The organism is Symbiopectobacterium sp. (assembly GCF_047692315.1).
GTDB lineage: Bacteria > Pseudomonadota > Gammaproteobacteria > Enterobacterales > Enterobacteriaceae > Symbiopectobacterium.
The window spans coordinates 56,759-76,789 of the sequence record NZ_JBLLJS010000030.1 but is presented as its reverse complement, the minus strand read 5'-3'; the positions used below and the strand labels follow the sequence as shown (position 1 = coordinate 76,789).

Genomic DNA, 20,031 nt, shown 5'->3' with positions numbered 1-20,031 from the left:
GGATTCGAATTCATCTGGCTTATGATGTAACATCTGCGTGGCCTCCCCACACTCCCTTCGGTACGGATAATGCTGCAAAAAAACATAATACATATTTTGGGTGCTTCCGGGTCCGGTACCACATCCATTGCCACATGTCTGGCCAAGCTGGTAGGCTATCAACATCTCGATACCGATGATTTTTACTGGCGCAATACACCACCGCCCTATACTGCGGCGAATGAACCCCATGAAAGGCAGCAGCAACTCGCCCGAGCACTGAAAGTACACGAGTAATGGATTCTCAGCGGTTCGCTGTGTGGCTGGGGAGATATTTTTATCCTCGACTTCGAGCTCGTTATCTATGTCTACGTCGAGAATGAAACGCGACTTAAGCGAAGAGAATTAATGCGATTTGGGGAAGCCATTCTGCCCGGTGGCAACCAGTACGAGCGGTATCAGGCATTTATGGAATGGGCGACGGGTTATGAGACCACCATGGATATCAGCCGAAATGCCCTTCGGCACAAGCAGTGGCTGGAAAAGCTCCCCTGTCCCGTCATCCGCATCATCAATGAAAGAATCGTTAATGAGGCCGTAAGTGACATACTAGCACACTTAGCATTGAGCCCGCACGTTTGAACGCGTCTTTCTGGCGATTAGCAAGGGGCATCGTTCCATGCCCCTTGCGCGCATTACAGGATTTCCAGCAGCTCGACTTCGAAAATCAGCGCGCTAAAAGGCGGAATGGATGCACTAGCACCACGTCCGCCATACGCCAGATTATGCGGGATATAGAGTTCCCATTTGGAGCCGACCGGCATCAGCGTCAGCGCTTCAATCCAGCCAGGAATAACACCGCTTACCGGAAACTCTGCCGGCTGCCCACGCTGCACAGAACTGTCAAACACGCTGCCATCGATCAGGCGGCCGGTATAATGCACGCGCACGCGATCTTGTCGTGCAGGGATCGCTCCTTCACCCTGCGTCAGCACGCGGAATTGCAAACCGGACTCAGTCTGGCTGACCCCGTCTTTACCGGCGTTTTCTGCCAGGAAATTTTGCCCTTCTACGGCCAGCGCTTGCTGACGCTCACGACGCACCGCATCAGCACGTTCATGGATTTCACGCAGCGCGCGATGAACAACATCCACAGGCACCGCGGGCGCATTGCCTGCCAGTGCGTCACGCAGACCTGCGACCAACGCTTCAGGGATCAACCCTTCCAGGCCAGATTCTTGCAACTGTTGGCTAACCTGCAAACCAATACCGTAACTGGCCTGCGCCTCAACGCTCTCATAAGAAGGGGTGCTCATGGATGTTCCTCATTGTGTAAAAAAATGAAAACGCAGCATAACAGCGCAGGACGGCAGGGTAAAATCTTCTGTGCGATTGTTGTCTTGTCCGCCACGCGCGATTAACGCTAACGTCGGCGCACAGCGAAGAAAACAGGCTCAGCCAGTATGAAAGGCGAGCGAACGCTGCTCCCTCTTCTATACTAAGGGTTCCACTTTATCTCAAATTTTTTACCTTAAGCATCAACACGTTAGAGATTATGACTCTTGTATTACTTTCGTTGGTGCGTTGCCTATATACTAGACAATTCTATACCCTGGATAATTCGAGAGCAGGAAGACGGTGAACGAGTACAGCCAACCCACCTGCAACATGAAGTATAACGGGTATATGTTGCTATCGCTGCAAGAGAGGTCACCATGGGCAGAATCGCGCCCAGGAAACGAGTAGCCCCCGCAAGGGATTATCAAGCGCTGATCCGCAGTGTACTGCGTTTTCTGCCGCGTTTGCCCTTGGCTCGGGCCATAGAACCGCGTAATACCCCCTCTATCGCCCTGTCAGCGCATACTCAGCGCGTGCGCGATCTACTGAGAAACCTGTGGCATCACCCAGACAGCTACCGCTGGATGGATCCGCTGCCCGCTTTTCACCGCCGCGCGATTCTGATCGCCATCGTTCTGCTGCTGATCGCGCTGCTGTGGCCTTATTCCCCGCCAACGTCACGCGCACCGCAATCTGCAACGCCCATTGCGCTTAATGAACCTACCCCGATGCAGTCTAACCTCACGCCTAACGTGCCAGCACCAGCAGAAACAGCAGCCCCGGCCTGGCAGACCTACCCTATTGCCGCCGGGCAAACGCTGGCGCAGCTTTTCAGAGACAATAACCTGCCGGTCAACGATGTGTTTGCGATGGCGCAGGTAGAAGGAAGGGATAAGCCACTGAGCAACCTGCGCGCAGGGCAAGAGGTCAAGCTGCAGCTCAATGCGCAAGGAATGGTGTCTGAACTGGAGATTGAAACCGCCGATGGTCAGCGTGTGCACTTCACTCGCCAATCCGATGGCGTGTTTCTTCGCACGCGTTGATACCCGTTCAGGCTTTACACTGCGTGAGCAGAAAATCCCGTAGTACCTGCGCATGATTGCGCTGCGGGCCTTTGCTGGCATAAAGCAATGTCACTTCACCCGCACGAGCCAACGCCAACACAATGGTCTGCCAACGGCTTTGCTACGCCAGTTCAGCGCGGTATTGCACAACAAATGTGTCCCACGTGTCTGGCGCGGCGTGAAATGCCTGGCGCAGTGCGGTGCTGAGGGCAACCTCTTTAAGCCACTGCGCCCCTTCCAGCCGCTCACGCCGCACACCGCGTGACCAGAGTCTATCCACCAGAAACGTGGGGTGCACAAAGGGCAACTGTGCATCATACACCCGCTGTAAATGAATACGCGGTACATCAGCGGTTATGGACATATTGATAACCTCCAGGCAGAAACCAGGTTAGCATACGCCCAAAGGCATCTGCTGTGCTTATCGATAGTCCATAAAACGCAAAACGCCGACCCTAAGGTCGGCGTTTCACGCATTACGCTCAGTGCCCGAAGGCACCGTGGCGTCACTTATTCAGCAACGACCAGCACGTTCAGCGTAGCGAACACATCGCTGTGAACCTGGAAGCTCACTTCGTAGTCGCCCAGCGTACGCAGTACACCGTTCGGCAGGCGAACTTCGCTCTTCGCGATAGCAACACCCGCAGCGGTGACAGCATCAGCGATGTCACGCGTACCGATAGAACCGAACAGTTTGCCTTCGTAGCCTGCTTTGGACGCGATGGTAACAGTACCCAGCTCAGTCAGTTGCGCAGCACGCGCTTCAGCGGCAGCCAGAACGTCAGCCAGTTTGGCTTCCAGTTCGGCGCGACGCGCTTCGAAGAACTCAACGTTTTTCTTGGTTGCCGGCACAGCTTTGCCCTGCGGAACCAGGAAGTTACGAGCATAGCCCGCTTTAACGTTTACCTGATCACCCAGGCTGCCCAGGTTTGCTACTTTATCAAGCAGAATAACTTGCATTACCTTATCCTCTCAAAGTCTCGTTAGTGGACTGTGGCCGATTACTGATGACGATCAGTGTACGGCAACAAAGACAGGTAGCGCGCGCGCTTGATAGCACGGGCCAGTTGACGCTGATATTTGGCACGAGTACCGGTGATACGGCTCGGGACAATTTTACCACTTTCAGTGATGTAGTTTTTCAGCGTTGCGATATCTTTATAGTCGATCTCTTGAACGCCTTCCGCGGTGAAACGGCAGAACTTGCGACGACGGAAATAACGTGCCATTTGGCTAGTCTCCAGAATCTATCAATTCAATCTGCTCGGCATGTAACACCAGTTTGTTCAGCCCATTGCGCCCTTGATGGCTGCAAATGAAGCCCTGAACCCTGATGTGCACACCGACCGTTATACTGTGGGTAATTGCTTGCGACTCACGTCCGCTGACAATCACGGGCATACGACACCATGCTTGCCGACGGAGTCCCGCTTCCTCCTGTACCGAGCGGTGCTCAAGCACAAACTGGCAGTGAGGAATGCCCGACGGGCTGACCTTTCGTATGGGTGCCTTGCAAACGATGCCAGACAGTTCCAGACGATTAGCGGTCGCCACGGCAATTACTCTTCAGAATCCCCAGCTTCAGCGTATTCATCACGACGCTCACGGCGTTCGTCTTTCGCTTTCACCATCGGAGACGCTTCAGTTACAGCGTGCTTGGTACGCATAACCATGCTGCGGATAACGGCATCGTTGAAGCGGAAGTTAGTTTCCAGCTCATCGATCACTTCCTGCGGGGCTTCAACGTTCAGCAGAACGTAGTGTACCTTGTGCAGTTTGTTGATCGGGTAAGCCAGCTGACGGCGGCCCCAGTCTTCCAGACGGTGGATCTTGCCTTCTGCACCAGTGATAGCACCAGTGTAGCGCTCGATCATGCCCGGAACCTGTTCGCTTTGGTCAGGATGGACCATAAATACGATTTCGTAATGACGCATCGAATAGCTCCTTACGGATTTTTCAGCCTCCTGTCAGGGTTCAGCCGCGGCCCATGGAAGCAAGGAACGTGTGTGTATGCGGCTGAAAAAATGACGCGTAATTATACTTAGCCCGGTGAATAAGCGCAAGGCATTCACTCGCCGTTTTGTGGCTATTTGCATCGAAAAATTAAGAGGAAAAAATTACAAAAAACAACACAGTTCACGCATTATTAAGGAGTTAAAGCAAATAATCGTGATATATCTCCCAGTTACCCGACTCGACCGTTTGCCAACCTCAGCGTTAACGTCGACAATTTTTATCATTCAATCCGGGCGGCTCTCTCCAGCGGAACCGTTGTTCAGCGACGATGACAGGTGCATGCCATGATAAAAAACCAAACGCTTCACGATGTCAGTCAGGCTCAATGCCAACTGGAAACACAGCGCAAAGCACGTTTTTACCCGACTTTTCATCTCGCGCCACCAACGGGCTGGATGAACGATCCGAACGGGCTCTCATACTGTGATGGCCTCTATCATGTGTTTTATCAACACCATCCTTATGATGAACATTGGGGTCCCATGCACTGGGGGCACATGACAAGCCACGATCTGGTGCAATGGCGGCATCAACCCATTGCCCTGGCACCGGGTGATGCGTTCGATCGGGACGGCTGCTTTTCTGGCTGCGCAGTGAACGACAACCGCATTCTGACGCTTATCTATACTGACCACGTCTGGTTACAGGGTAGCGGTAATGATGGAGCGATTCGTCAGGTGCAATGCATTGCCACCAGTGAAGATGGCCTCCATCTACGCAGAGCAATGACGCTAGCCTAGCGATGATACGTCACGCCGGCCCGATGACCGACGTCTCAGACAAAGGCACGGATGCCAGATGACGAGTAAAGAAGCGACTGCCTGCCGTCAGTGCCAGCGGGGTAATGCGGTGCCCCACGTCGCGTTCGGTCAGGTAGGTGACGTTATGATGCTGGTTATCCGCATGATGCTGGTTATCCGCTTTCAGTGCGGCATAAAGGCGGGCGCTATCGGCTGCGGGCACCACATCATCGGCGTCGCCATGCCACAGGAATAACGGGCGATTTGCCAGCGCAGACAGCCTGTCAGTGACGTCATAATTGACCAGCGTTTGTGCCAACTGACGCAACAGATCGTCAGAACCCGGACTCCCCGCGGGGACCGGCGGGAAAAGCGTGCGTGACAACGCAGAGAAATATCCGGAGCCCATAAACGCTGCAACCACCGAAATCCACAGGTAGCGCGCCATAGAGGCCAGCGCGGTCATACCGCCGAGTGACGCGCCCGCGACGCCGATGTTGTCATCCGCAATCCATCCACGCTGACGCGCGGCATCCACTAGCCCAGGTAATTCCTGCACGTTAAATTGCAGAATATCCCAGAAATGGCGTAGGCGGCGGGCCTCATCACCGTCGTAACGCGCGCCGTGCATCGCCGCATCGGGCAAAATAACACGAAACCCCACTTGTGCTAACGCATAGCCAAAATAAGCATATACTTCCTTGGACGAGGTATAGCCATGAAAAAAGAATATCGTCGGTAACGGATGCCCCTGCTTTCCGCTAGGAGTTGCGTGCAAGACATCAATCCCGTTCAGTGTGTCTGGCGAAATTTCTACCATGTGGGTTCTCTCTCTTTTTTCTTTCCGCACATCGTTAAGCATAAGCTCGAATTGTCTAACATCCTATCACCAAAAACAAATTTTTTTAAATACAAATTCGCAATGATTTATATCAAAGACTGCAATGTAAAGTTACACAAATCAGATGAATTATTTACTTACTCTGCCGTTACTGGCGTTAACTGCTGGCGCTTGCCTATACAGCGGTTGACGACATCATGGGTCATTTTCCAGCACGGATTGCACTAATAAAAGAGACATAACATGCTGCGATTTTCTTCTTTTCGACACTGGGGTTTAGGCATCAAGCTCTCGGCGATCGCCTCGCTGAGTGTGGCCGTGCTATTTTTGGTTTTTACACTGTCACTGACGCGCTCCGCGGGAGATCAGTTAAAAGCGCTGACGCTGCACGATATGCAGAGTCAGGTAACCGGTGTAACAGACATGATCAACATGTACGATGCCGGACTGCAAGCGGAGGTGGGCAACTACAGCACACTGTTCGCCAGCTTTCTCCCCACGCAATACAGTATTGACACGGCCCAGCGGGTCCCTTTCGGCGATGGCTCACAGCCAACGCTGAAGGCGGGTGACACGCTGTTGAATTTGAATACCGCTATCGTGGATGATTTTCTCAGCCGCACTGGCGCAATTTCAACGCTGCTTGTTCGCGATGGCGATGACTTTGTGCGTACCACGACGTCATTGAAAAAAGAGGACGGCACCCGCGCCATCGGCACACGACTCGACAGAGAAAGCGCAGCCTATGCCAGCATTATGAAAGGGGGAACCTACAGAGGCCTGGCCCCTCTGTTCGGCAAGCAATACATCACCCAATACATCCCGATTAAGGATGCGTCGGGCCAGATTATCGGTATCCAGTTTGTTGGTATTGATATCACGCGCGAGTTTACCCTGATGCAGCAACGCATTTTGGAAAAACGCATCGGTGAAGATGATGGCCATTTCTTCGTGATTAATGCCAAAAAGGGCAATGAACGCGGTAATTATCTCTATCACCCAACGCGCGCCAATCAGCATCCTGACTGGTCAGAAAGAGCGCTGGCTCAGACCCTTGCCGCACATGACGGCACGCTGGAGTACCGCGACAACAGCTTAACGCCCAACGAACAGGAACAGGTGATGGTGTTTCAGGCCGTACCGCAGTGGGGATGGGTTATCGTCGGTACGCTGAGCAAAAGCAGCCTGTTGGCCAACATTACTAACACTCGCAACCTGTTTTTGGCTGGCGGTGCCCTGCTGACGCTGATTTTTGCCGTGTTCTTTATGTTACTGACACGCCAATGGCTGAGCCGACCGCTGGAAGATGTGGTAAAAGTGGCAGAACAGTTCTCTGCCGGGAACCTGCAAGCCACGCTGACTACGCAGCGCAATGATGAAGTGGGCCGATTGATCGGTGCCATCAACGGTATTGGCCAAGGACTGACGCGCATCGTTGCTCAGGTGCGCGCTTCAACAGAGGAGATCAGCGCCAGTACCGATGCGCTGGAAAAAATTGAAGCGGGCTACCGTATCTCCGCCAAAACCCAATCGGCGATGGACGATTTACTGCAACGCATTCATCAGCTCAGCACCATTATCAATGAAATTGACACCGCCTCACGCGAGCAATCTACCGGCATTGAGCAGGTCAATATCGCCGTGGTGCAGATTGGTCAGGCGACGCAGAAAAGCACTGAGCTGGCGAGTAATTCGGAGTATACCGCACAGGGTCTGCGCCAAAAAGGCCATCACCTTACCGAGCTGGTCAGCGTGTTTCAGATTAACGAGTCAACCCATTCGCTGACGCAGTTGCAACGTTAACCGAGGGTTTCATTCCCGGCCTCCAATGCGCTCAGGCAGCGTGAGGCCGGTTGTGTTTACACGACAGGTAATGAGCCAGACGATAATGCAGCCTCGCCCAGATAGTGATCATAACGCTGAAAGGGCAAACCCGCGTGTTAACGTTGTGCGCGTTACTCTGACCAGGCTCTGGCCCTCAGAAAGGTTATCCGGTCCTGGATACACCAACCGGTAAGTCGATATCTGTTCCTCTGGCAGTGCAAAATTACAGCGGCAATGGGAGAAAACCAGCGTGTTATAGCGTTCTCCTTTTATATTGCGCAGTTGCCCTTCCTTGTCGAGATCAATCACTCGCTGAACGCTTGCCAATAACGGATCGGTATCAACTTCAAGTTTGATCCCGGTGTTCACAATCAGCACATCGCTTAACCTGGCTTTGTGTTCCGCAGCCAATCGCCGATTTTTCACCAGCGCCTGACCAATCTTCCATTTTGTGTCACCTTCATAATGGAAATGGCGATAATTTTGCAACCCCTCCGAGCGTCCCATGCTGTTTTTTGCCTTGTGAGGCTGATAATCACCTTGATATCGCCATTCATTGTGGTGCTGCGGGATAAAATACGTGTCCTGCTTTTTTCCTCTGACCGTTAAAAATGCCCGGAAACCCGCTTCATCGTTCATAACTCTATATCCAGCCCCAGATCCTCAAGAAAGGTGTCATGCGGGGAGAGCATTTTTAACGTGATATCCGGGGGGAAGAATTACGCTTGGTTGAGTCAAGTCGCTATCGAAGTATCCGCCATGGGCCGAAATCACCAGGGTTTTGCTACCGTGTTGTCGGGCCCCCTTGGGACTTTTGGTAAAAAACTGCACATAATGGTTATCTGCCAAAGTGCGATAGCCGACGGTGCCAATGTCTCGCGCGTTGCGCACATTGATGGGCGTAAAATCAGGACTGTTTTTATAGAGCCGCTTGCCGCCATAGCGCCGCTCGCCCCTGATTTTGTTGCCTTTTAATCGAGCCTGTGTTCGCGCAAATGATTTACTCTTGCCCGCATATGCCATCATTTGTCGGGCCTGTATCTGTTTGACACTCAAACGCCCAACACCGATAGCATCGCTCAGGGTGCCGAAAGCGAGAAACCATGCTCCCACCTGCGCTTCAGAGAGGGCTTGTTCATACACCGCACCGTTATCAGTGCTGACCACCTGTTGCAGATTGACGGCAATTTCGTCCAAACCAGAGGCAAGTCCGATGGTGGCTAACACCGCAGCGCCAGTGGGGCCAGTGGTCGTTAGCAACAGCATGCCAGCAATAGTACCGGTGGCGGCCAATACCCTCTTATAAAAACATTAAATTTTTGGCGCGGGTAAATTCATCGCGGGTATACACCACGGCATCAATATTCTTCGCCATCTGATCCAATAGCGCCTGATAAAGCCGATGTTGATAATGCTGTCGATATTCCAGTCGCAGCACCGGTTGTAGGCAAAATAGGGGCAATGCCGATCCACGATAAATATCCGGGTGACACAGCAGCGTGGGTTTCAATCCCCCCGCAGCCAGGCGCTGCTCATCAAAAATCGAGAGATGCTTACGAATAAAATTTTCAAACTCGGCATCAAAAGCATAACGATCGGCGATTTTCATTTCTGAATGGGCCAGAGAAATATACACCACGCGCGAATCAAGCACCGTTGACAGAGCAAGAAGATACGGAACAACGTTATCCTTCACAGTCACCAGTTGCGGATTTAATTTGCCTTCAAGAAAGTAGCGAATCGCAGGGGGTATGTCGGATAAAGAAAGCGTTTCAAGCGCATGAATCAAAATACCAATGGCACGAAAATCGAGCGTCGCTTCAAACAATCGCTGAAACCGAGCATTGTCCTTCAGCGCACTGAGCAATGCGCCAAGTTCAGTGGCAATACGATCCGCAATGTTGGACGTTCTCATACACACCAGACGCACAAAGGGATTGATGTCGGCAGGGAAGTAGAACGAGGGCTCACCCTGTGCGAGCGCATCACGCGCGTGAACACCTAAATAGAGCTCTTTTGTCGTAAAATGCTCAGGCAGATCGATCGGGTGCCCGTTGAGCATCCGGCGGGCGAGCATGACGTTGTGAGATTGCTCTAGCGGCGGGGGCGGAAAATTTTCGGCCAGTTGCGCATAGTATTTGTCGTAGATGCCCGTTATCACGTGATTCAGACCTGCCGCATTTTCCTGCCAGGAAGCGGATTGCTGAATAGTATGCTGGCGTGATTCCAACGCATATTTTTTCATTAACGATTGCGGCGCGGCGCAAAATGCGGAGGCGTTTCATCCAGATACTGTTTGACGTAGCTGATATGACTGAATTTCGCCAGCCGCCGCCGGGAGGCGCGTCCCATCTTTTGATAACTGAGGCGAAACGGCGTCTCTTTCTCTCCCAACCCCAGCAATAGCATATCGATCACCATCCAGGTGTACGCCGAGCCTGGTACTTTCATGTCTTGCTGTGGAAAGCGCGAAAATTCAGCGCTCAATGTCGCAATGACGTGAGGCTTATCCGCCGCCAGTAATTTAGCGCGGTCATACATCAGGCTAAAACGAGAGACCGATCAGGACATATGCTTCGTACTGCGCTGAGTTCTTGTTACCTTTTCCGATTGCCATCCCTCTGAGGTCTGAAACTGACGCAAATAAGCCGCCAGCGCAGCATGCTCTGCTTCTGATAGCGCCTCGGCATTCTGATACGCATCCCCCTCCCTACCCACTTCAGCAAGCGCGCTGGCGTATTCCATTGCCTCTGGCGCTTGCGGCAAAATCTCCGGCGCGCAGCCGGTATATCCGGCGGGGGGAAATAGGGAGAAAATGCACCAACGCTGGCATTGTCAGGATAAAAACCGTGAGGAAACCTCTCAGGTTCATCCTGATATCGCGGGCGAATCGTTGCGATCCCCGCGGCCCCTCCCCGCCACGCCATTCCGCCCAACAGCAGAAGTCCACCCAATAGCAACGTTTTTTTAACGCGCGATGCCCCTGCTCTCCCCCGTTTGTTACTGGGTCTGGATGCGGTGTTACCGGCCTCAACACCGGATTCCAACGTCAGTGGCGAGGCAGACACAACGCGCAGTATGTGTCGTAGCGGTTTGCGTTCATCGTAAGCAGTGTTTGGTGGCGTTTTACTCAGAAGCGGTGACATCACAGAACACATCGGGCTGCCAGAAGCACCCGAAACCGGAGGTAACAACGTCATGGCAAGATACCTTTCTAAAGTGGATAAAAAAGGAGAGCGAAAAAAGGTGGGATAATAAATCAAATAATAAACAGCATGTTACAGAAAACACCTCTGCTATATGATGCGTTAAAAACCTTATAAAACAGAATAAAGCGTTTCATTTCTTGAGAATAATAGCATAACCGTCCATACTTTATCTCAGGCCATAACCCTCAAGGACATCATTATGAAGAGAACGCTTATCGCCCTTATGTTAGGTGTCGTTTCTGTTGGTGCGTTTGCGCAGCAAGGTGGTTTTGTCGCGCCGAACAGCGCCGGCACTACGCCAGGAGGATTTAAAGGACCGGTGCCCGGTTTGACTACCGTAGAGCAGGCCAAAACCCTCAGGGACGATGCTTGGGTGGTATTGGAAGGTCATCTGGTCCGGCAGTTGGGGCACGAACTGTATGAGTTTCGCGATAGCTCCGGCACCATCAGTATCGATATCGATGACAAGCGCTGGGCTGGGCAAACAGTTACCCCCAATGACAAAATACGTCTCGAAAGTGAAGTGGATAAAGACTGGAATAGCGTTGAAATCGACGTTAAATCCGTTCATCTGGTGAAATAAAGCGGCATCATCAAGGGGCGTTATGCCCCTGTTCACTCAGGGCAAGCGGCGTTACACTGTGGAATATCGCGCACCTTTTTTCACTGTTGCAAGGAACTTATGACTGCGCTAAAGCTGTTAACCGCCTTTTTCCTCACGATGCTGCTGTGTGCCTGTAGTGTTTTTCAAGGCAAACCCATGCCGCTGCCACCGCCGACACAACATGCGCAGCTTATCGTCTATGCCCAAACCGGCACCTTAGAGAAAATGGGATCGATATCGGTAAACGTGCGAGGCAGTGCCGACGACGCCGATCACGCCATTTAACAAAAAGCGGACGCCTACGGCGCACGCTATTACACCATCACGTTGAAACAAGAGCATGCGTTAACCAACACGTGGACATCACGCGCCGTGCTGTATCGCTAAGCAGGCGTGTTCACACGCAGACTGATGCTATTAAGCCAGACGCTGCCTGACCGCTTCAAACAGACAAACACCGGTCGCGACAGAAACGTTAAGCGACGACACGCTACCGGCCATCGGGATGCTAATCAGCTCATCGCAGTGTTCACGCGTCAAGCGGCGCATCCCTTCCCCTTCCGCCCCCATCACCAGCGCCAGCGGGCCTGTCAGCTTGCTTTGATAGAGCGTGTGATCGGCTTCACCCGCCGTCCCGACAATCCACACCTGATTTTCCTGCAACAAGCGCAGCGTGCGCGCCAGATTAGTCACGCGGATCAAGGGAACGCTTTCCGCCGCACCGCAGGCCACTTTTTTCGCGGTGGCATTCAGTTGCGCAGAACGATCGCGCGGCACAATGACTGCGTGAACCCCGGCGGCATCGGCGTTGCGTAAGCAGGCACCGAGGTTGTGAGGATCGGTAACGCCATCCAATATCAACAAAAACGGCTGCGCGGCGTTGGCCAAGAGATCCGGCAGATCGTTTTCCTGATACTGACGCCCTTCTTTGATGCGCGCCACGATCCCCTGATGCACAGCCCCTTCAACCTTGTTATCCAGCCATTGGCGATTCGCCACCTGAATCACGATACCGTTGGCTTCCAGTGCAGCAATCACCGGTTGCAAACGGCGATCTTCACGCCCTTTGAGGATAAACACTTCCAGAAAACGCTGCGGATCGCGTTCTAACAGGGCGTTGACTGCGTGGATACCGTAAATAATTTCGCTCATTGATACTCTTCAAACGTGGTTTGTGAACGAACGGCAGAAGCTCTGCCGTTCGCAGCGGCCATTTACTGCGCCGCGTTCTTTTTACTGGCGCGTTTCGCCTTGGTGGCGGCGGCGATCTTACGTGTTTTTTCGACGTTTTTCTGCGTTTTGTCGGTTTTTTTCTTCGCTTTGGCCTTGGCTTTCACCTTACCGGATGCAGGCTTTTTCCCCGCGCTATCGTCCTTGCGGAACGCACTGTCAGGCTCAAAATTGACTGGTTTCTTACCGCCGCGCCGTGCAGGTCTTGCCTCACGACGGGCTGGTTTTTTCGCCTTGTCGCGCGCGGTTTTGCCTTCCCCACGCACTTTGCGCGTACTGGGGAGCAAAGAGAAATCGATATTGCGCTCATCCATATTGACCGCTTCCACGCGAATTTCGACCTCATCACCGAGACGGTAGACTTGCCCACTCGATTCGCCGATCAAGCGCTGACCCACGTTGTCATAGCGATAGTAGTCGTTATCCAGCGTGGAGACATGCACCAGACCGTCGATAAACAGATCGTTGAGACGCACGAAGAAGCCAAAGCCGGTCACGCTGGAGATAATCCCGGTAAAGGATTCACCTACGTGGTCCTGCATAAAGTCACACTTCAGCCAGTCGGCGACATCGCGTGTGGCTTCATCCGCACGGCGCTCAGTCAGAGAGCAGTGCATACCCAGTTGCAGCATCTCATTGAGATCGCTATGCCAGCCGCCAGTCGGTGTCCAGCGTTCACGACGTTCGCTCAACAGATACTTGATGCCACGGTGCAGCAAAAGATCGGGATAACGGCGAATCGGTGAGGTGAAGTGCGCATAGGAGGTCAACACCAGACCAAAGTGGCCGCGGTTTTCCGGATCGTAAATGGCCTGCTTCATGGAGCGCAGCAGCATGGTTTGCAGCATTTCATGATCGGGGCGATCCGCCACCAGCGTCATCAACTCTGCATAATCTTTTGGCTCCGGTTTCATTCCGCCTTTGAGCGTCAGGCCAAGCTCACTCAGCACGCTGCGCAGTGCCAGCACATGATCTTCACTCGGACGATCGTGCACCCGGAACAGCGCGGGTTCCTGATTTTTCTCAACGAATTTTGCCGCCGAGATATTCGCCAGGATCATGCACTCTTCAATCAATTTGTGCGCATCGTTGCGCACCATAGATTCCACGCGCTCGATAAGACGTTCCGCGTTGAAAATAAACTTCGCTTCTTCGGTTTCAAAGGCGATACCGCCGCGCTCTTCGCGCGCTTTTTCCAGCACCTGATACATCTTGTGCAGTTCTTCCAACCCGCCCACCAACGGCTGGTAATGCGCGCGCAGTTCCGCATCCCCTTGCAGGATATGCCACACTTTGGTGTAGGTCAGGCGTGCATGGGAGCGCATCACGGCTTCGCAGAATTTGTACGTCGTCAGCTTGCCGGTGGCGGAAACCGTCATCTCGCACACCATACACAGCCGATCAACGTCCGGGTTCAACGAACACAAGCCGTTAGAAAGCACTTCCGGCAGCATCGGCACCACTTGCGAGGGGAAATAGACCGAGGTACCGCGCGCGCGCGCTTCGTGATCCAGCGGCGTATTAGGACGCACGTAATAGCTGACATCGGCGATGGCAACCCAGAGACGCCAGCCGCCACCGCGTTTTTTCTCACAGTAGACCGCATCGTCAAAATCACGCGCGTCTTCACCGTCAATCGTCACCAGCGGCAGCGAACACAGGTCAACGCGCCCTTTTTTCGCGCTCTCCGGCACCTGTTCGTTGAAATCCTTAACCTGCTCTTCGACCTGTTTCGACCAGGTGTGCGGGATATCGTGAGTGCGCAGCGCGATATCCACCGCCATGCCGGTGCCCATTTTATCGCCCAGGATCTCAACAATGTTCCCGATGGCTTTGGTGCGACGCGTTGGGCGCTGGGTTAATTCCACCACCACCATGTAACCCATACGGGCACCGTTGATGTTCTCTTGCGGGATAAGAATGTCGAAGCTCAGACGGCTGTCATCCGGCACCACAAAGCCCATACCGGCATCGAGGAAGTAGCGACCGACGATCTGCCCGGTACGCGGTTCCAGTACGCGCACGATACGGCCTTCACGCCGCCCTTTGCGATCGGTGCCCAGCGGTTGCGCCAGCACCACATCGCCATGCATGGTGCGTTTCATCTCTTCGGCTGACAGGTAAAGATCGTCTTTGCGCCCTTCTACGCGCAGGAAGCCAAAACCATCGCGGTGGCCGATAACCGTACCACGCAGCAAATCCAGTTTCTCCGGCAGCGCATAGCATTGGCGGCGGGTAAACACCAGTTGACCGTCACGCTCCATGGCGCGCAAACGGCGGCGCAGCGCTTCTTGCTGCTCTTCCGTCGTCAATGCCAAATCGGCAGCCAGTTCGTCGCGGCTAATGGGAGTATTGCGTTTTTCGATATGGGCCAGAATATATTCGCGGCTGGGGATAGGTGATTCGTATTTTTCTGCTTCACGTTCCAGGAATGGATCTTGGGACATTGCGGTTCCTCCGTTGTCTTCAGCAGAAGGCTGAACGGACTTCATTCAACCAACAATAATTTATAAAGCGGCGGGTTCTCTTTCACCATATCGGCCAACGTATGCTGGTCCAGTTCGGAGAGAAAGCGCTGAACGCCCTGTTGCAGCACCAGTTTTAACCGGCATGCCGGCGTGATGTGGCAAAACTCATGGTTGCAGTTCACCAGAGACAGCGGCTCCAGCGCGCGCACCACATCGCCAATGCGGATGGTTTCCGCGGGCTTGCCCAAACGGATGCCGCCATTTTTTCCGCGCACCGCCATCACAAAGCCAGCCCGACTAAGTTGATTGATAATTTTGACCATATGATTACGAGAGACGCCGTAAACTTGCGTCACTTCAGTAATATTCGTCATCTTCCCTTCTGGCAACGATGCCATATAGATCAGCGCGCGTAATCCGTAATCCGTGAAACTGGTTAACTGCACAGAAACCTCGGATACCCTCGGGTATCGGTAGGAACGTCGCAACAACGTTCATCAAATCATCAAAACCCATGCTAGCACACACTTCTGCGTTTTTACGGCCAGAGCAGCAAAGCCGCAGAAAGAAAATACGCCACCAACATGAACGAAAAACAACATAAGAGCCAGATTTACTAGCAATAATAAACCAGTCGCAAATGATCCGGCGAATTATTTAGCACATTCCCTGGGTTTCAGCACCGGTTCCGTCTTTTTTCTGTGAAGAGACATCCCCCATTCTTGTGCAATGCACGCCACCATGCACAATTACAGGGCACGCAAACAGTGAAAAACGAATATAAATGTGCAATATGCACTGATAACGTTATTCTGTTTATCCACCTTTTTCTGCTGTAAAATGGGCACGGATATTGCTGTATTTCCCGCGTTTTTATCAGCCCCACTGCGGGCATACCAGAGGAACGCAATGATGTCGGCTCAAAACGAATTCCCCCTTAGCGAAGCACCCAAAGAGGGGCGTAAGGGATTACTCTCCATTTCCATGGTGTTGTTCAGCTTTACCTTTTTACCGGCACCATGTTTGCCGGCGGAAAAATCGGCGTCGCCTTCAATATCGTCAATATGCTGTGGGTAGCGATTATCGGTAATGTCTTGCTTGCCACTTATGCTGCCGCTCTGGCGCTGATCGCTGCGCGCAGTGGCTTGAACTCGGTGCTGATGGGCCATTTTTGCTTTGGAGAGCCCGGCAGTAAACTCTCTGATTTCCTGCTCGGCTTTGCCGAACTCGGCTGGTACGCCTGGGGAACCGCCACAGTGGCGATTGCCCTGGTCAAGCTGCTGGCGCTGCCGGAGAGCGTCACTTCGCTGTTGATGGTGTTGTTTGGCCTCGGCTTCTGCCTTACCGCCATCGTCGGCTACAAAGGGCTGGATGCCCTGTCGCGTATCTCCGTGCCCTTGATGTTTGTGATGCTGGTTATTTCTATGTGGATTGCCACGCACGACGTCGGCGGTTGGCAAGGATTGGCGAAAATTGTGCCTGACCAAACCATGAGCTTTTCCGCAGCCATCACCATGGTGTTCGGCACCTTCGCCAGTGGCGCCACGCAGGCCACCAACTGGACGCGCCTCGCACGCAGCGGCCGCATTGCCGTCAGCGCCAGCTTTATCAGCTTCCTCGGCGGTAACGGGCTGATGATTATTTCCGGCGCATACTGCGCCATCGTTTACAAACAGGCAGATATCGTCGCGGTGATGATGCTGCAAGGGCTCTCCATCGCCGCAGTGATTATGTTGTGCCTGAACCTGCGGACCATTCAAGGGCCGACCCATCTATAACGTTTCCGCTGCGGCTTGCCACCTGTTGCGCAGCGAGCGCCGCGCTGATTGGCGCAGCCATCGGCATCGTGCTCGCCATTGGTGGCATGTATGAAATGCTGATCCCGTTCCTGATCCTGCTGGGGTCGATCATTCCTCCGATTGGCGGAGTGATCATGGCAGATTATGTGTTCCGTTATCGCGGCCAGTATCCGTCTATTCAGTCCACCACACTGCCCCGCTTCAACTACATTGGCCTGAGTGCTTATGCCATCGGTGCTGTTCTGGCCTATTTGTCACCGTGGATTGCGCCACTGGTCGGTATCGCTGCCTCGGCGGGGAGTTACGTACTGATTAGTATGTTGGCAAAACGTTTTGCGCCTACCCTGGCGCTGTCAGGAGAGTAAGTGATGAACCTCACGGTGGGCGACATTCTGGCGCTGCCGGGGCTGAAGCCCTGCGACTGCGCGCAGGCCAACGCCACTGCCATCGACCGGTACGCTGGTACTACGTGGCGGAAAATGAAGGGATCACGGATTGGGTGATGGGCGGTGAACTGGTGTTCGTCACCGGCATCAACCATGCCCGTGATGAAGCGAACCTGCTGCGTTTGTTGCAGGAAGGCCATCAGAGCGGTATCGCCGGGATGGTTATTCTCACCGGTGAGGCTTTTATTCATGCGATCCCTGATTCTGTCGTTGCACAGGCGGATGTGCTGGGTATTCCCCTGATTGAACAACCCTACATGCTGAAGATGGTTATCGTCACACAGCTGGTGGGCACGGCGCTAGTGCAACGCGACAGCCTGCTACGTTCACAGCGGGAGATTCTGGCCCAACTGCTTACCGGTGATTATCCCAGTATCGAACTGAAGCGCCAACGTGCTTCACATTTGCAGTTGACGCTGAACCGCCCGCACCGGGTGATTACCCTTCGCCTGTCCGGCATCCCTGCGCTGTTTGATAATCACCCGCCGGACAGCGCAGAAGCGCAGTTACAAACCGCGCGTCAGGCGCTGGAGGAGCGACTTGCCGCCCAGCCCGCTTCACTGCCGCTGGTCACGCTGGGTGAACTGTTTATTCTGTTCTGGCCCGAAGACGATGCCGCTTTTCTTGATGGCAAAGCCTGGCTGGGAGAGATGCTCCAGTCATTAAGCACGTCGCTCCAACCGCTGACGCTATTTTGTGGCCTCTCCTACACCGTAACGCAGGCCCACCACTACCGACGCGGGTTGGGAGAGGCGCGGCGCGCACTGGAAGTGGCCGAAAGCATGCGCCCCGACAAAGGGATCTGTGATTTCAGCGCTTTGGGCGTATTGCAATTGCTGACAGCGATCCCCGATCAGGAACTGGTCAACCGTTTTATGAAAGAGACGCTGGGGCCGCTGTTTGCCGCCAACCGTAAACACCCGGCGCTGTTAATCGACACGCTGGAGGCGATACTGCAAGAAAACGGCAACGTGATTAAAGCCGCCGAGCGTCTCGGCATTCACCGCAACACCCTCAATCAACGTTTGCAACGGATCGAACGTCAATTCGACCACCGCGTGAACGATCCGCAGTGGCGGCTGAACGTCTCCGTTGCCCTCTTAATCTGGCGCATGTCTCATGCGCAACAGCAGGAGTTTCTATGAAAATTATCAACGCCGCGCTGCGTCATCAATCTGGCCTGTTCACCCTCTCTCTGGAGGATGGTGTGATTGCCGCTATCGATGCGCAACCTGCCTTAATTGCGCCTGTTACTGCCCCCGATGTGCTGGATGCCAAGGCAATCTGGTGATTCCGCCACTGGTGGAACCCCATATCCATCTGGACGCCACCCTGACAGTAGGCGAGCCGCAATGGAACATGAGCGGCACGCTGTTTGAAGGCATTGAGCGCTGGAGCCAGCGTAAGGCCACCATCGATCATGAAGACACCAAACGTCGCGCCCACACCACCATCGGTATGCTGCGGGATCACGGTATTCAGCATGTGCGCACCCACATTGATGTGACCGACCCGACGCTGGCCGCACTGCAAGCGATGCTGGAAGTGAAAGAAGAAGCGCGCGATCTTCAGATCGTCGCGTTCCCGCAGGAGGGCATTGAATCTTTCGATAATGGCCGTCGTCTGATGGAAGCCGCGATTGATATGGGGGCCGATGTAGTCGGCGGCATTCCCCATTTCGAATACACCCGCGCACATGGCGTCAGCTCCATCAAATTCCTGATGGATTTGGCAAAGCGCACCGGTTGCCTGGTGGATGTGCGCTGCGATGAAACCGATGATGCACAGTCGCGTTTTCTCGAAGTGCTGGCAGAAGGTATTGATCCGGCCGCGGCTGCGCTGATTGAACCCTTCGCCATCAGCGCTCACACCATCCGTCGCGCTGAATGTGCACCGGGAGACAGCGTGCTGGTGGTGGGCGGCGGCCCGATTGGGCTGGGCGTCGCGACCATCGGCCTGGCGGACGGCCTGAATATAGCGCTGGCCGATACGCTGGCCGAGCGGCGAGCGCATACCCATAACCTGCTGGGCATACCGGTGCTGGACCCGGCATCGCCCCAGTTCGAACAACAACTCCGTGCCAACTTCCAGGGAGATTTGCCCAATAAAGTGATTGATGCCACCGGGAATGAAATAGCGATGAATAACAGCGTTAACCTTATTCGTCACGGTGGACAAATTATTTTCGTTGGTTTATTTAAAGGAAATCTCTCATTTTCCGATCCTGATTTTCATAAAAAGGAGACGACCATGAAAGGAAGCCGAAATGCCACCCATGAGGATTTTGCAAAAGTGGCAAGATTGATGAGTGAAGGAAAAATCAGTGCGAAAATGATGTTAAGCCATCGGTTTGACTTTTCGTCTCTCGCAGCGATTTATGAAACTGAAATAGTCAATAATAAAAATCTGTTGAAGGCTGTCGTAGAGTTTTAATCTCACTCTGCGGAATCATCGGACGAATGCCTTACCCTAC

The 20,031-nt window shown here is 53.6% G+C and carries 20 protein-coding genes and 6 pseudogenes; 11 read left to right on the top strand and 15 right to left on the bottom strand.

All coding sequences use genetic code 11. The features are described from left to right. Positions 1-69: 69 nt before the first annotated feature. Entirely contained in the window at positions 70-276 is a 207-nt protein-coding gene (locus ACMZI0_RS19640; protein WP_415674212.1) for a hypothetical protein, read from the top strand. A 111-nt stretch (positions 277-387) separates the two neighbouring features. Continuing rightward, positions 388-621: a hypothetical protein gene (locus ACMZI0_RS19635; RefSeq protein WP_415674211.1), complete on the top strand. Its 234-nt coding sequence runs from the start codon at positions 388-390 to the stop codon at positions 619-621. Between the two features lie 53 nt (positions 622-674). Here ACMZI0_RS19635 and fklB read toward each other — a convergent pair whose 3' ends face one another. After that, positions 675-1,295 (bottom strand): FKBP-type peptidyl-prolyl cis-trans isomerase, encoded by a 621-nt coding sequence (gene fklB / locus ACMZI0_RS19630; RefSeq protein ID WP_415674210.1) that lies wholly within the window; start codon positions 1,293-1,295, stop codon positions 675-677. Positions 1,296-1,694: 399 nt separating this feature from the next. On the opposite strand from fklB, the gene ACMZI0_RS19625 reads away from it, so the two are divergent. Next, positions 1,695-2,360: a LysM-like peptidoglycan-binding domain-containing protein gene (locus ACMZI0_RS19625; RefSeq protein WP_415674209.1), complete on the top strand. Its 666-nt coding sequence runs from the start codon at positions 1,695-1,697 to the stop codon at positions 2,358-2,360. A gap of 7 nt (positions 2,361-2,367) precedes the next feature. On the opposite strand, the pseudogene ACMZI0_RS19620 reads toward ACMZI0_RS19625, so the two are convergent. The 5 genes and pseudogenes from ACMZI0_RS19620 to rpsF form a co-directional block, all read right to left on the bottom strand. Then, a pseudogene (locus ACMZI0_RS19620) lies at positions 2,368-2,745 on the bottom strand (DUF488 domain-containing protein). A 146-nt stretch (positions 2,746-2,891) separates the two neighbouring features. Continuing rightward, on the bottom strand, positions 2,892-3,341 hold the full coding sequence (rplI, locus tag ACMZI0_RS19615) for a 50S ribosomal protein L9 (RefSeq protein ID WP_415674208.1): 450 nt from the start codon (positions 3,339-3,341) through the stop codon (positions 2,892-2,894). Between the two features lie 41 nt (positions 3,342-3,382). Next, entirely contained in the window at positions 3,383-3,610 is a 228-nt protein-coding gene (gene rpsR, locus ACMZI0_RS19610) for a 30S ribosomal protein S18 (RefSeq protein WP_000135199.1), read from the bottom strand. A gap of 4 nt (positions 3,611-3,614) precedes the next feature. Beyond that, positions 3,615-3,935, bottom strand: coding sequence for a primosomal replication protein N (priB, locus tag ACMZI0_RS19605; protein WP_415674207.1), 321 nt, complete (start codon positions 3,933-3,935; stop codon positions 3,615-3,617). 5 nt (positions 3,936-3,940) lie between these two features. Further along, positions 3,941-4,315, bottom strand: coding sequence for a 30S ribosomal protein S6 (gene rpsF / locus ACMZI0_RS19600; protein WP_415674206.1), 375 nt, complete (start codon positions 4,313-4,315; stop codon positions 3,941-3,943). 366 nt (positions 4,316-4,681) lie between these two features. Here rpsF and ACMZI0_RS19595 point away from each other — a divergent pair. Beyond that, a pseudogene (locus tag ACMZI0_RS19595) lies at positions 4,682-5,110 on the top strand (glycoside hydrolase family 32 protein); the annotation flags it as partial. A 37-nt stretch (positions 5,111-5,147) separates the two neighbouring features. Here the strand turns inward: ACMZI0_RS19595 and yjfP are convergent. Then, positions 5,148-5,957: an esterase gene (yjfP, locus tag ACMZI0_RS19590; RefSeq protein ID WP_415674205.1), complete on the bottom strand. Its 810-nt coding sequence runs from the start codon at positions 5,955-5,957 to the stop codon at positions 5,148-5,150. Between the two features lie 264 nt (positions 5,958-6,221). Here yjfP and ACMZI0_RS19585 point away from each other — a divergent pair, with 264 nt between their 5' ends. Beyond that, positions 6,222-7,781 (top strand): Cache 3/Cache 2 fusion domain-containing protein, encoded by a 1,560-nt coding sequence (locus ACMZI0_RS19585; RefSeq protein WP_415674204.1) that lies wholly within the window; start codon positions 6,222-6,224, stop codon positions 7,779-7,781. 108 nt (positions 7,782-7,889) lie between these two features. Here ACMZI0_RS19585 and ACMZI0_RS19580 read toward each other — a convergent pair whose 3' ends face one another. The 5 genes from ACMZI0_RS19580 to ACMZI0_RS19560 all read right to left on the bottom strand — a co-directional run bounded on the left by ACMZI0_RS19580 (position 7,890) and on the right by ACMZI0_RS19560 (position 10,568). Continuing rightward, a complete protein-coding gene (locus ACMZI0_RS19580; RefSeq protein ID WP_415674203.1) occupies positions 7,890-8,441 on the bottom strand; it encodes a hypothetical protein in 552 nt (183 codons plus the stop codon). Between the two features lie 36 nt (positions 8,442-8,477). After that, the gene (locus ACMZI0_RS19575; protein WP_415674202.1) at positions 8,478-9,029 is read right to left on the bottom strand and encodes a hypothetical protein; all 552 of its coding nucleotides are present in this window, start codon (positions 9,027-9,029) and stop codon (positions 8,478-8,480) included. Between the two features lie 73 nt (positions 9,030-9,102). Continuing rightward, a complete protein-coding gene (locus tag ACMZI0_RS19570; protein ID WP_415674201.1) occupies positions 9,103-10,047 on the bottom strand; it encodes a hypothetical protein in 945 nt (314 codons plus the stop codon). Further along, positions 10,047-10,343: a hypothetical protein gene (locus ACMZI0_RS19565; RefSeq protein WP_415674200.1), complete on the bottom strand. Its 297-nt coding sequence runs from the start codon at positions 10,341-10,343 to the stop codon at positions 10,047-10,049. Before ACMZI0_RS19565 ends, ACMZI0_RS19570 begins: the two co-directional genes overlap by 1 nt. Before the next feature lie 21 nt (positions 10,344-10,364). Continuing rightward, positions 10,365-10,568, bottom strand: coding sequence for a hypothetical protein (locus ACMZI0_RS19560; RefSeq protein WP_415674199.1), 204 nt, complete (start codon positions 10,566-10,568; stop codon positions 10,365-10,367). A 642-nt stretch (positions 10,569-11,210) separates the two neighbouring features. On the opposite strand from ACMZI0_RS19560, the gene ACMZI0_RS19555 reads away from it, so the two are divergent. The 3 genes and pseudogenes from ACMZI0_RS19555 to ACMZI0_RS19545 form a co-directional block, all read left to right on the top strand. Beyond that, complete coding sequence (locus ACMZI0_RS19555; RefSeq protein ID WP_415674198.1) at positions 11,211-11,594, top strand: YgiW/YdeI family stress tolerance OB fold protein; 384 nt, start codon at positions 11,211-11,213, stop codon at positions 11,592-11,594. 99 nt (positions 11,595-11,693) lie between these two features. Next, the gene (locus tag ACMZI0_RS19550) at positions 11,694-11,900 is read left to right on the top strand and encodes a hypothetical protein (protein ID WP_415674197.1); all 207 of its coding nucleotides are present in this window, start codon (positions 11,694-11,696) and stop codon (positions 11,898-11,900) included. Positions 11,901-11,912: 12 nt separating this feature from the next. Next, positions 11,913-12,002 (top strand): annotated as a pseudogene (locus ACMZI0_RS19545) (biofilm peroxide resistance protein BsmA); the annotation flags it as partial. 30 nt (positions 12,003-12,032) lie between these two features. On the opposite strand, the gene rlmB reads toward ACMZI0_RS19545, so the two are convergent. From rlmB to nsrR, 3 genes are all read right to left on the bottom strand, one after another. Further along, complete coding sequence (rlmB, locus tag ACMZI0_RS19540) at positions 12,033-12,767, bottom strand: 23S rRNA (guanosine(2251)-2'-O)-methyltransferase RlmB (protein ID WP_415674196.1); 735 nt, start codon at positions 12,765-12,767, stop codon at positions 12,033-12,035. A gap of 62 nt (positions 12,768-12,829) precedes the next feature. Further along, complete coding sequence (rnr, locus tag ACMZI0_RS19535; RefSeq protein WP_415674195.1) at positions 12,830-15,292, bottom strand: ribonuclease R; 2,463 nt, start codon at positions 15,290-15,292, stop codon at positions 12,830-12,832. Positions 15,293-15,333: 41 nt separating this feature from the next. Further along, the gene (nsrR, locus tag ACMZI0_RS19530; RefSeq protein ID WP_264644677.1) at positions 15,334-15,759 is read right to left on the bottom strand and encodes a nitric oxide-sensing transcriptional repressor NsrR; all 426 of its coding nucleotides are present in this window, start codon (positions 15,757-15,759) and stop codon (positions 15,334-15,336) included. A gap of 466 nt (positions 15,760-16,225) precedes the next feature. On the opposite strand from nsrR, the pseudogene codB reads away from it, so the two are divergent. The 3 pseudogenes from codB (at position 16,226) to ACMZI0_RS19515 (ending at position 19,991) form a co-directional block, all read left to right on the top strand. Continuing rightward, positions 16,226-17,477, top strand: a pseudogene (gene codB, locus ACMZI0_RS19525) (cytosine permease). A gap of 3 nt (positions 17,478-17,480) precedes the next feature. Then, a pseudogene (locus ACMZI0_RS19520) lies at positions 17,481-18,703 on the top strand (PucR family transcriptional regulator). Further along, a pseudogene (locus tag ACMZI0_RS19515) lies at positions 18,700-19,991 on the top strand (zinc-binding dehydrogenase). Before ACMZI0_RS19520 ends, ACMZI0_RS19515 begins: the two co-directional pseudogenes overlap by 4 nt. Positions 19,992-20,031: the final 40 nt, after the last annotated feature.

What these genes read in the sequence shown, in the direction of transcription:
- ACMZI0_RS19640 (WP_415674212.1), top strand. Translation starts at nt 70, where the DNA reads ATGCTGCAAAAAAACATAATACATATTTTGGGTGCTTCCGGGTCCGGT.
- ACMZI0_RS19635 (WP_415674211.1), top strand. Translation starts at nt 388, where the DNA reads ATGCGATTTGGGGAAGCCATTCTGCCCGGTGGCAACCAGTACGAGCGG.
- fklB (WP_415674210.1), bottom strand. Translation starts at nt 1,295, where the DNA reads ATGAGCACCCCTTCTTATGAGAGCGTTGAGGCGCAGGCCAGTTACGGT.
- ACMZI0_RS19625 (WP_415674209.1), top strand. Translation starts at nt 1,695, where the DNA reads ATGGGCAGAATCGCGCCCAGGAAACGAGTAGCCCCCGCAAGGGATTAT.
- rplI (WP_415674208.1), bottom strand. Translation starts at nt 3,341, where the DNA reads ATGCAAGTTATTCTGCTTGATAAAGTAGCAAACCTGGGCAGCCTGGGT.
- rpsR (WP_000135199.1), bottom strand. Translation starts at nt 3,610, where the DNA reads ATGGCACGTTATTTCCGTCGTCGCAAGTTCTGCCGTTTCACCGCGGAA.
- rpsF (WP_415674206.1), bottom strand. Translation starts at nt 4,315, where the DNA reads ATGCGTCATTACGAAATCGTATTTATGGTCCATCCTGACCAAAGCGAA.
- yjfP (WP_415674205.1), bottom strand. Translation starts at nt 5,957, where the DNA reads ATGGTAGAAATTTCGCCAGACACACTGAACGGGATTGATGTCTTGCAC.
- ACMZI0_RS19585 (WP_415674204.1), top strand. Translation starts at nt 6,222, where the DNA reads ATGCTGCGATTTTCTTCTTTTCGACACTGGGGTTTAGGCATCAAGCTC.
- ACMZI0_RS19580 (WP_415674203.1), bottom strand. Translation starts at nt 8,441, where the DNA reads ATGAACGATGAAGCGGGTTTCCGGGCATTTTTAACGGTCAGAGGAAAA.
- ACMZI0_RS19570 (WP_415674201.1), bottom strand. Translation starts at nt 10,047, where the DNA reads ATGAAAAAATATGCGTTGGAATCACGCCAGCATACTATTCAGCAATCC.
- ACMZI0_RS19565 (WP_415674200.1), bottom strand. Translation starts at nt 10,343, where the DNA reads ATGTATGACCGCGCTAAATTACTGGCGGCGGATAAGCCTCACGTCATT.
- ACMZI0_RS19555 (WP_415674198.1), top strand. Translation starts at nt 11,211, where the DNA reads ATGAAGAGAACGCTTATCGCCCTTATGTTAGGTGTCGTTTCTGTTGGT.
- ACMZI0_RS19550 (WP_415674197.1), top strand. Translation starts at nt 11,694, where the DNA reads ATGACTGCGCTAAAGCTGTTAACCGCCTTTTTCCTCACGATGCTGCTG.
- rlmB (WP_415674196.1), bottom strand. Translation starts at nt 12,767, where the DNA reads ATGAGCGAAATTATTTACGGTATCCACGCAGTCAACGCCCTGTTAGAA.
- rnr (WP_415674195.1), bottom strand. Translation starts at nt 15,292, where the DNA reads ATGTCCCAAGATCCATTCCTGGAACGTGAAGCAGAAAAATACGAATCA.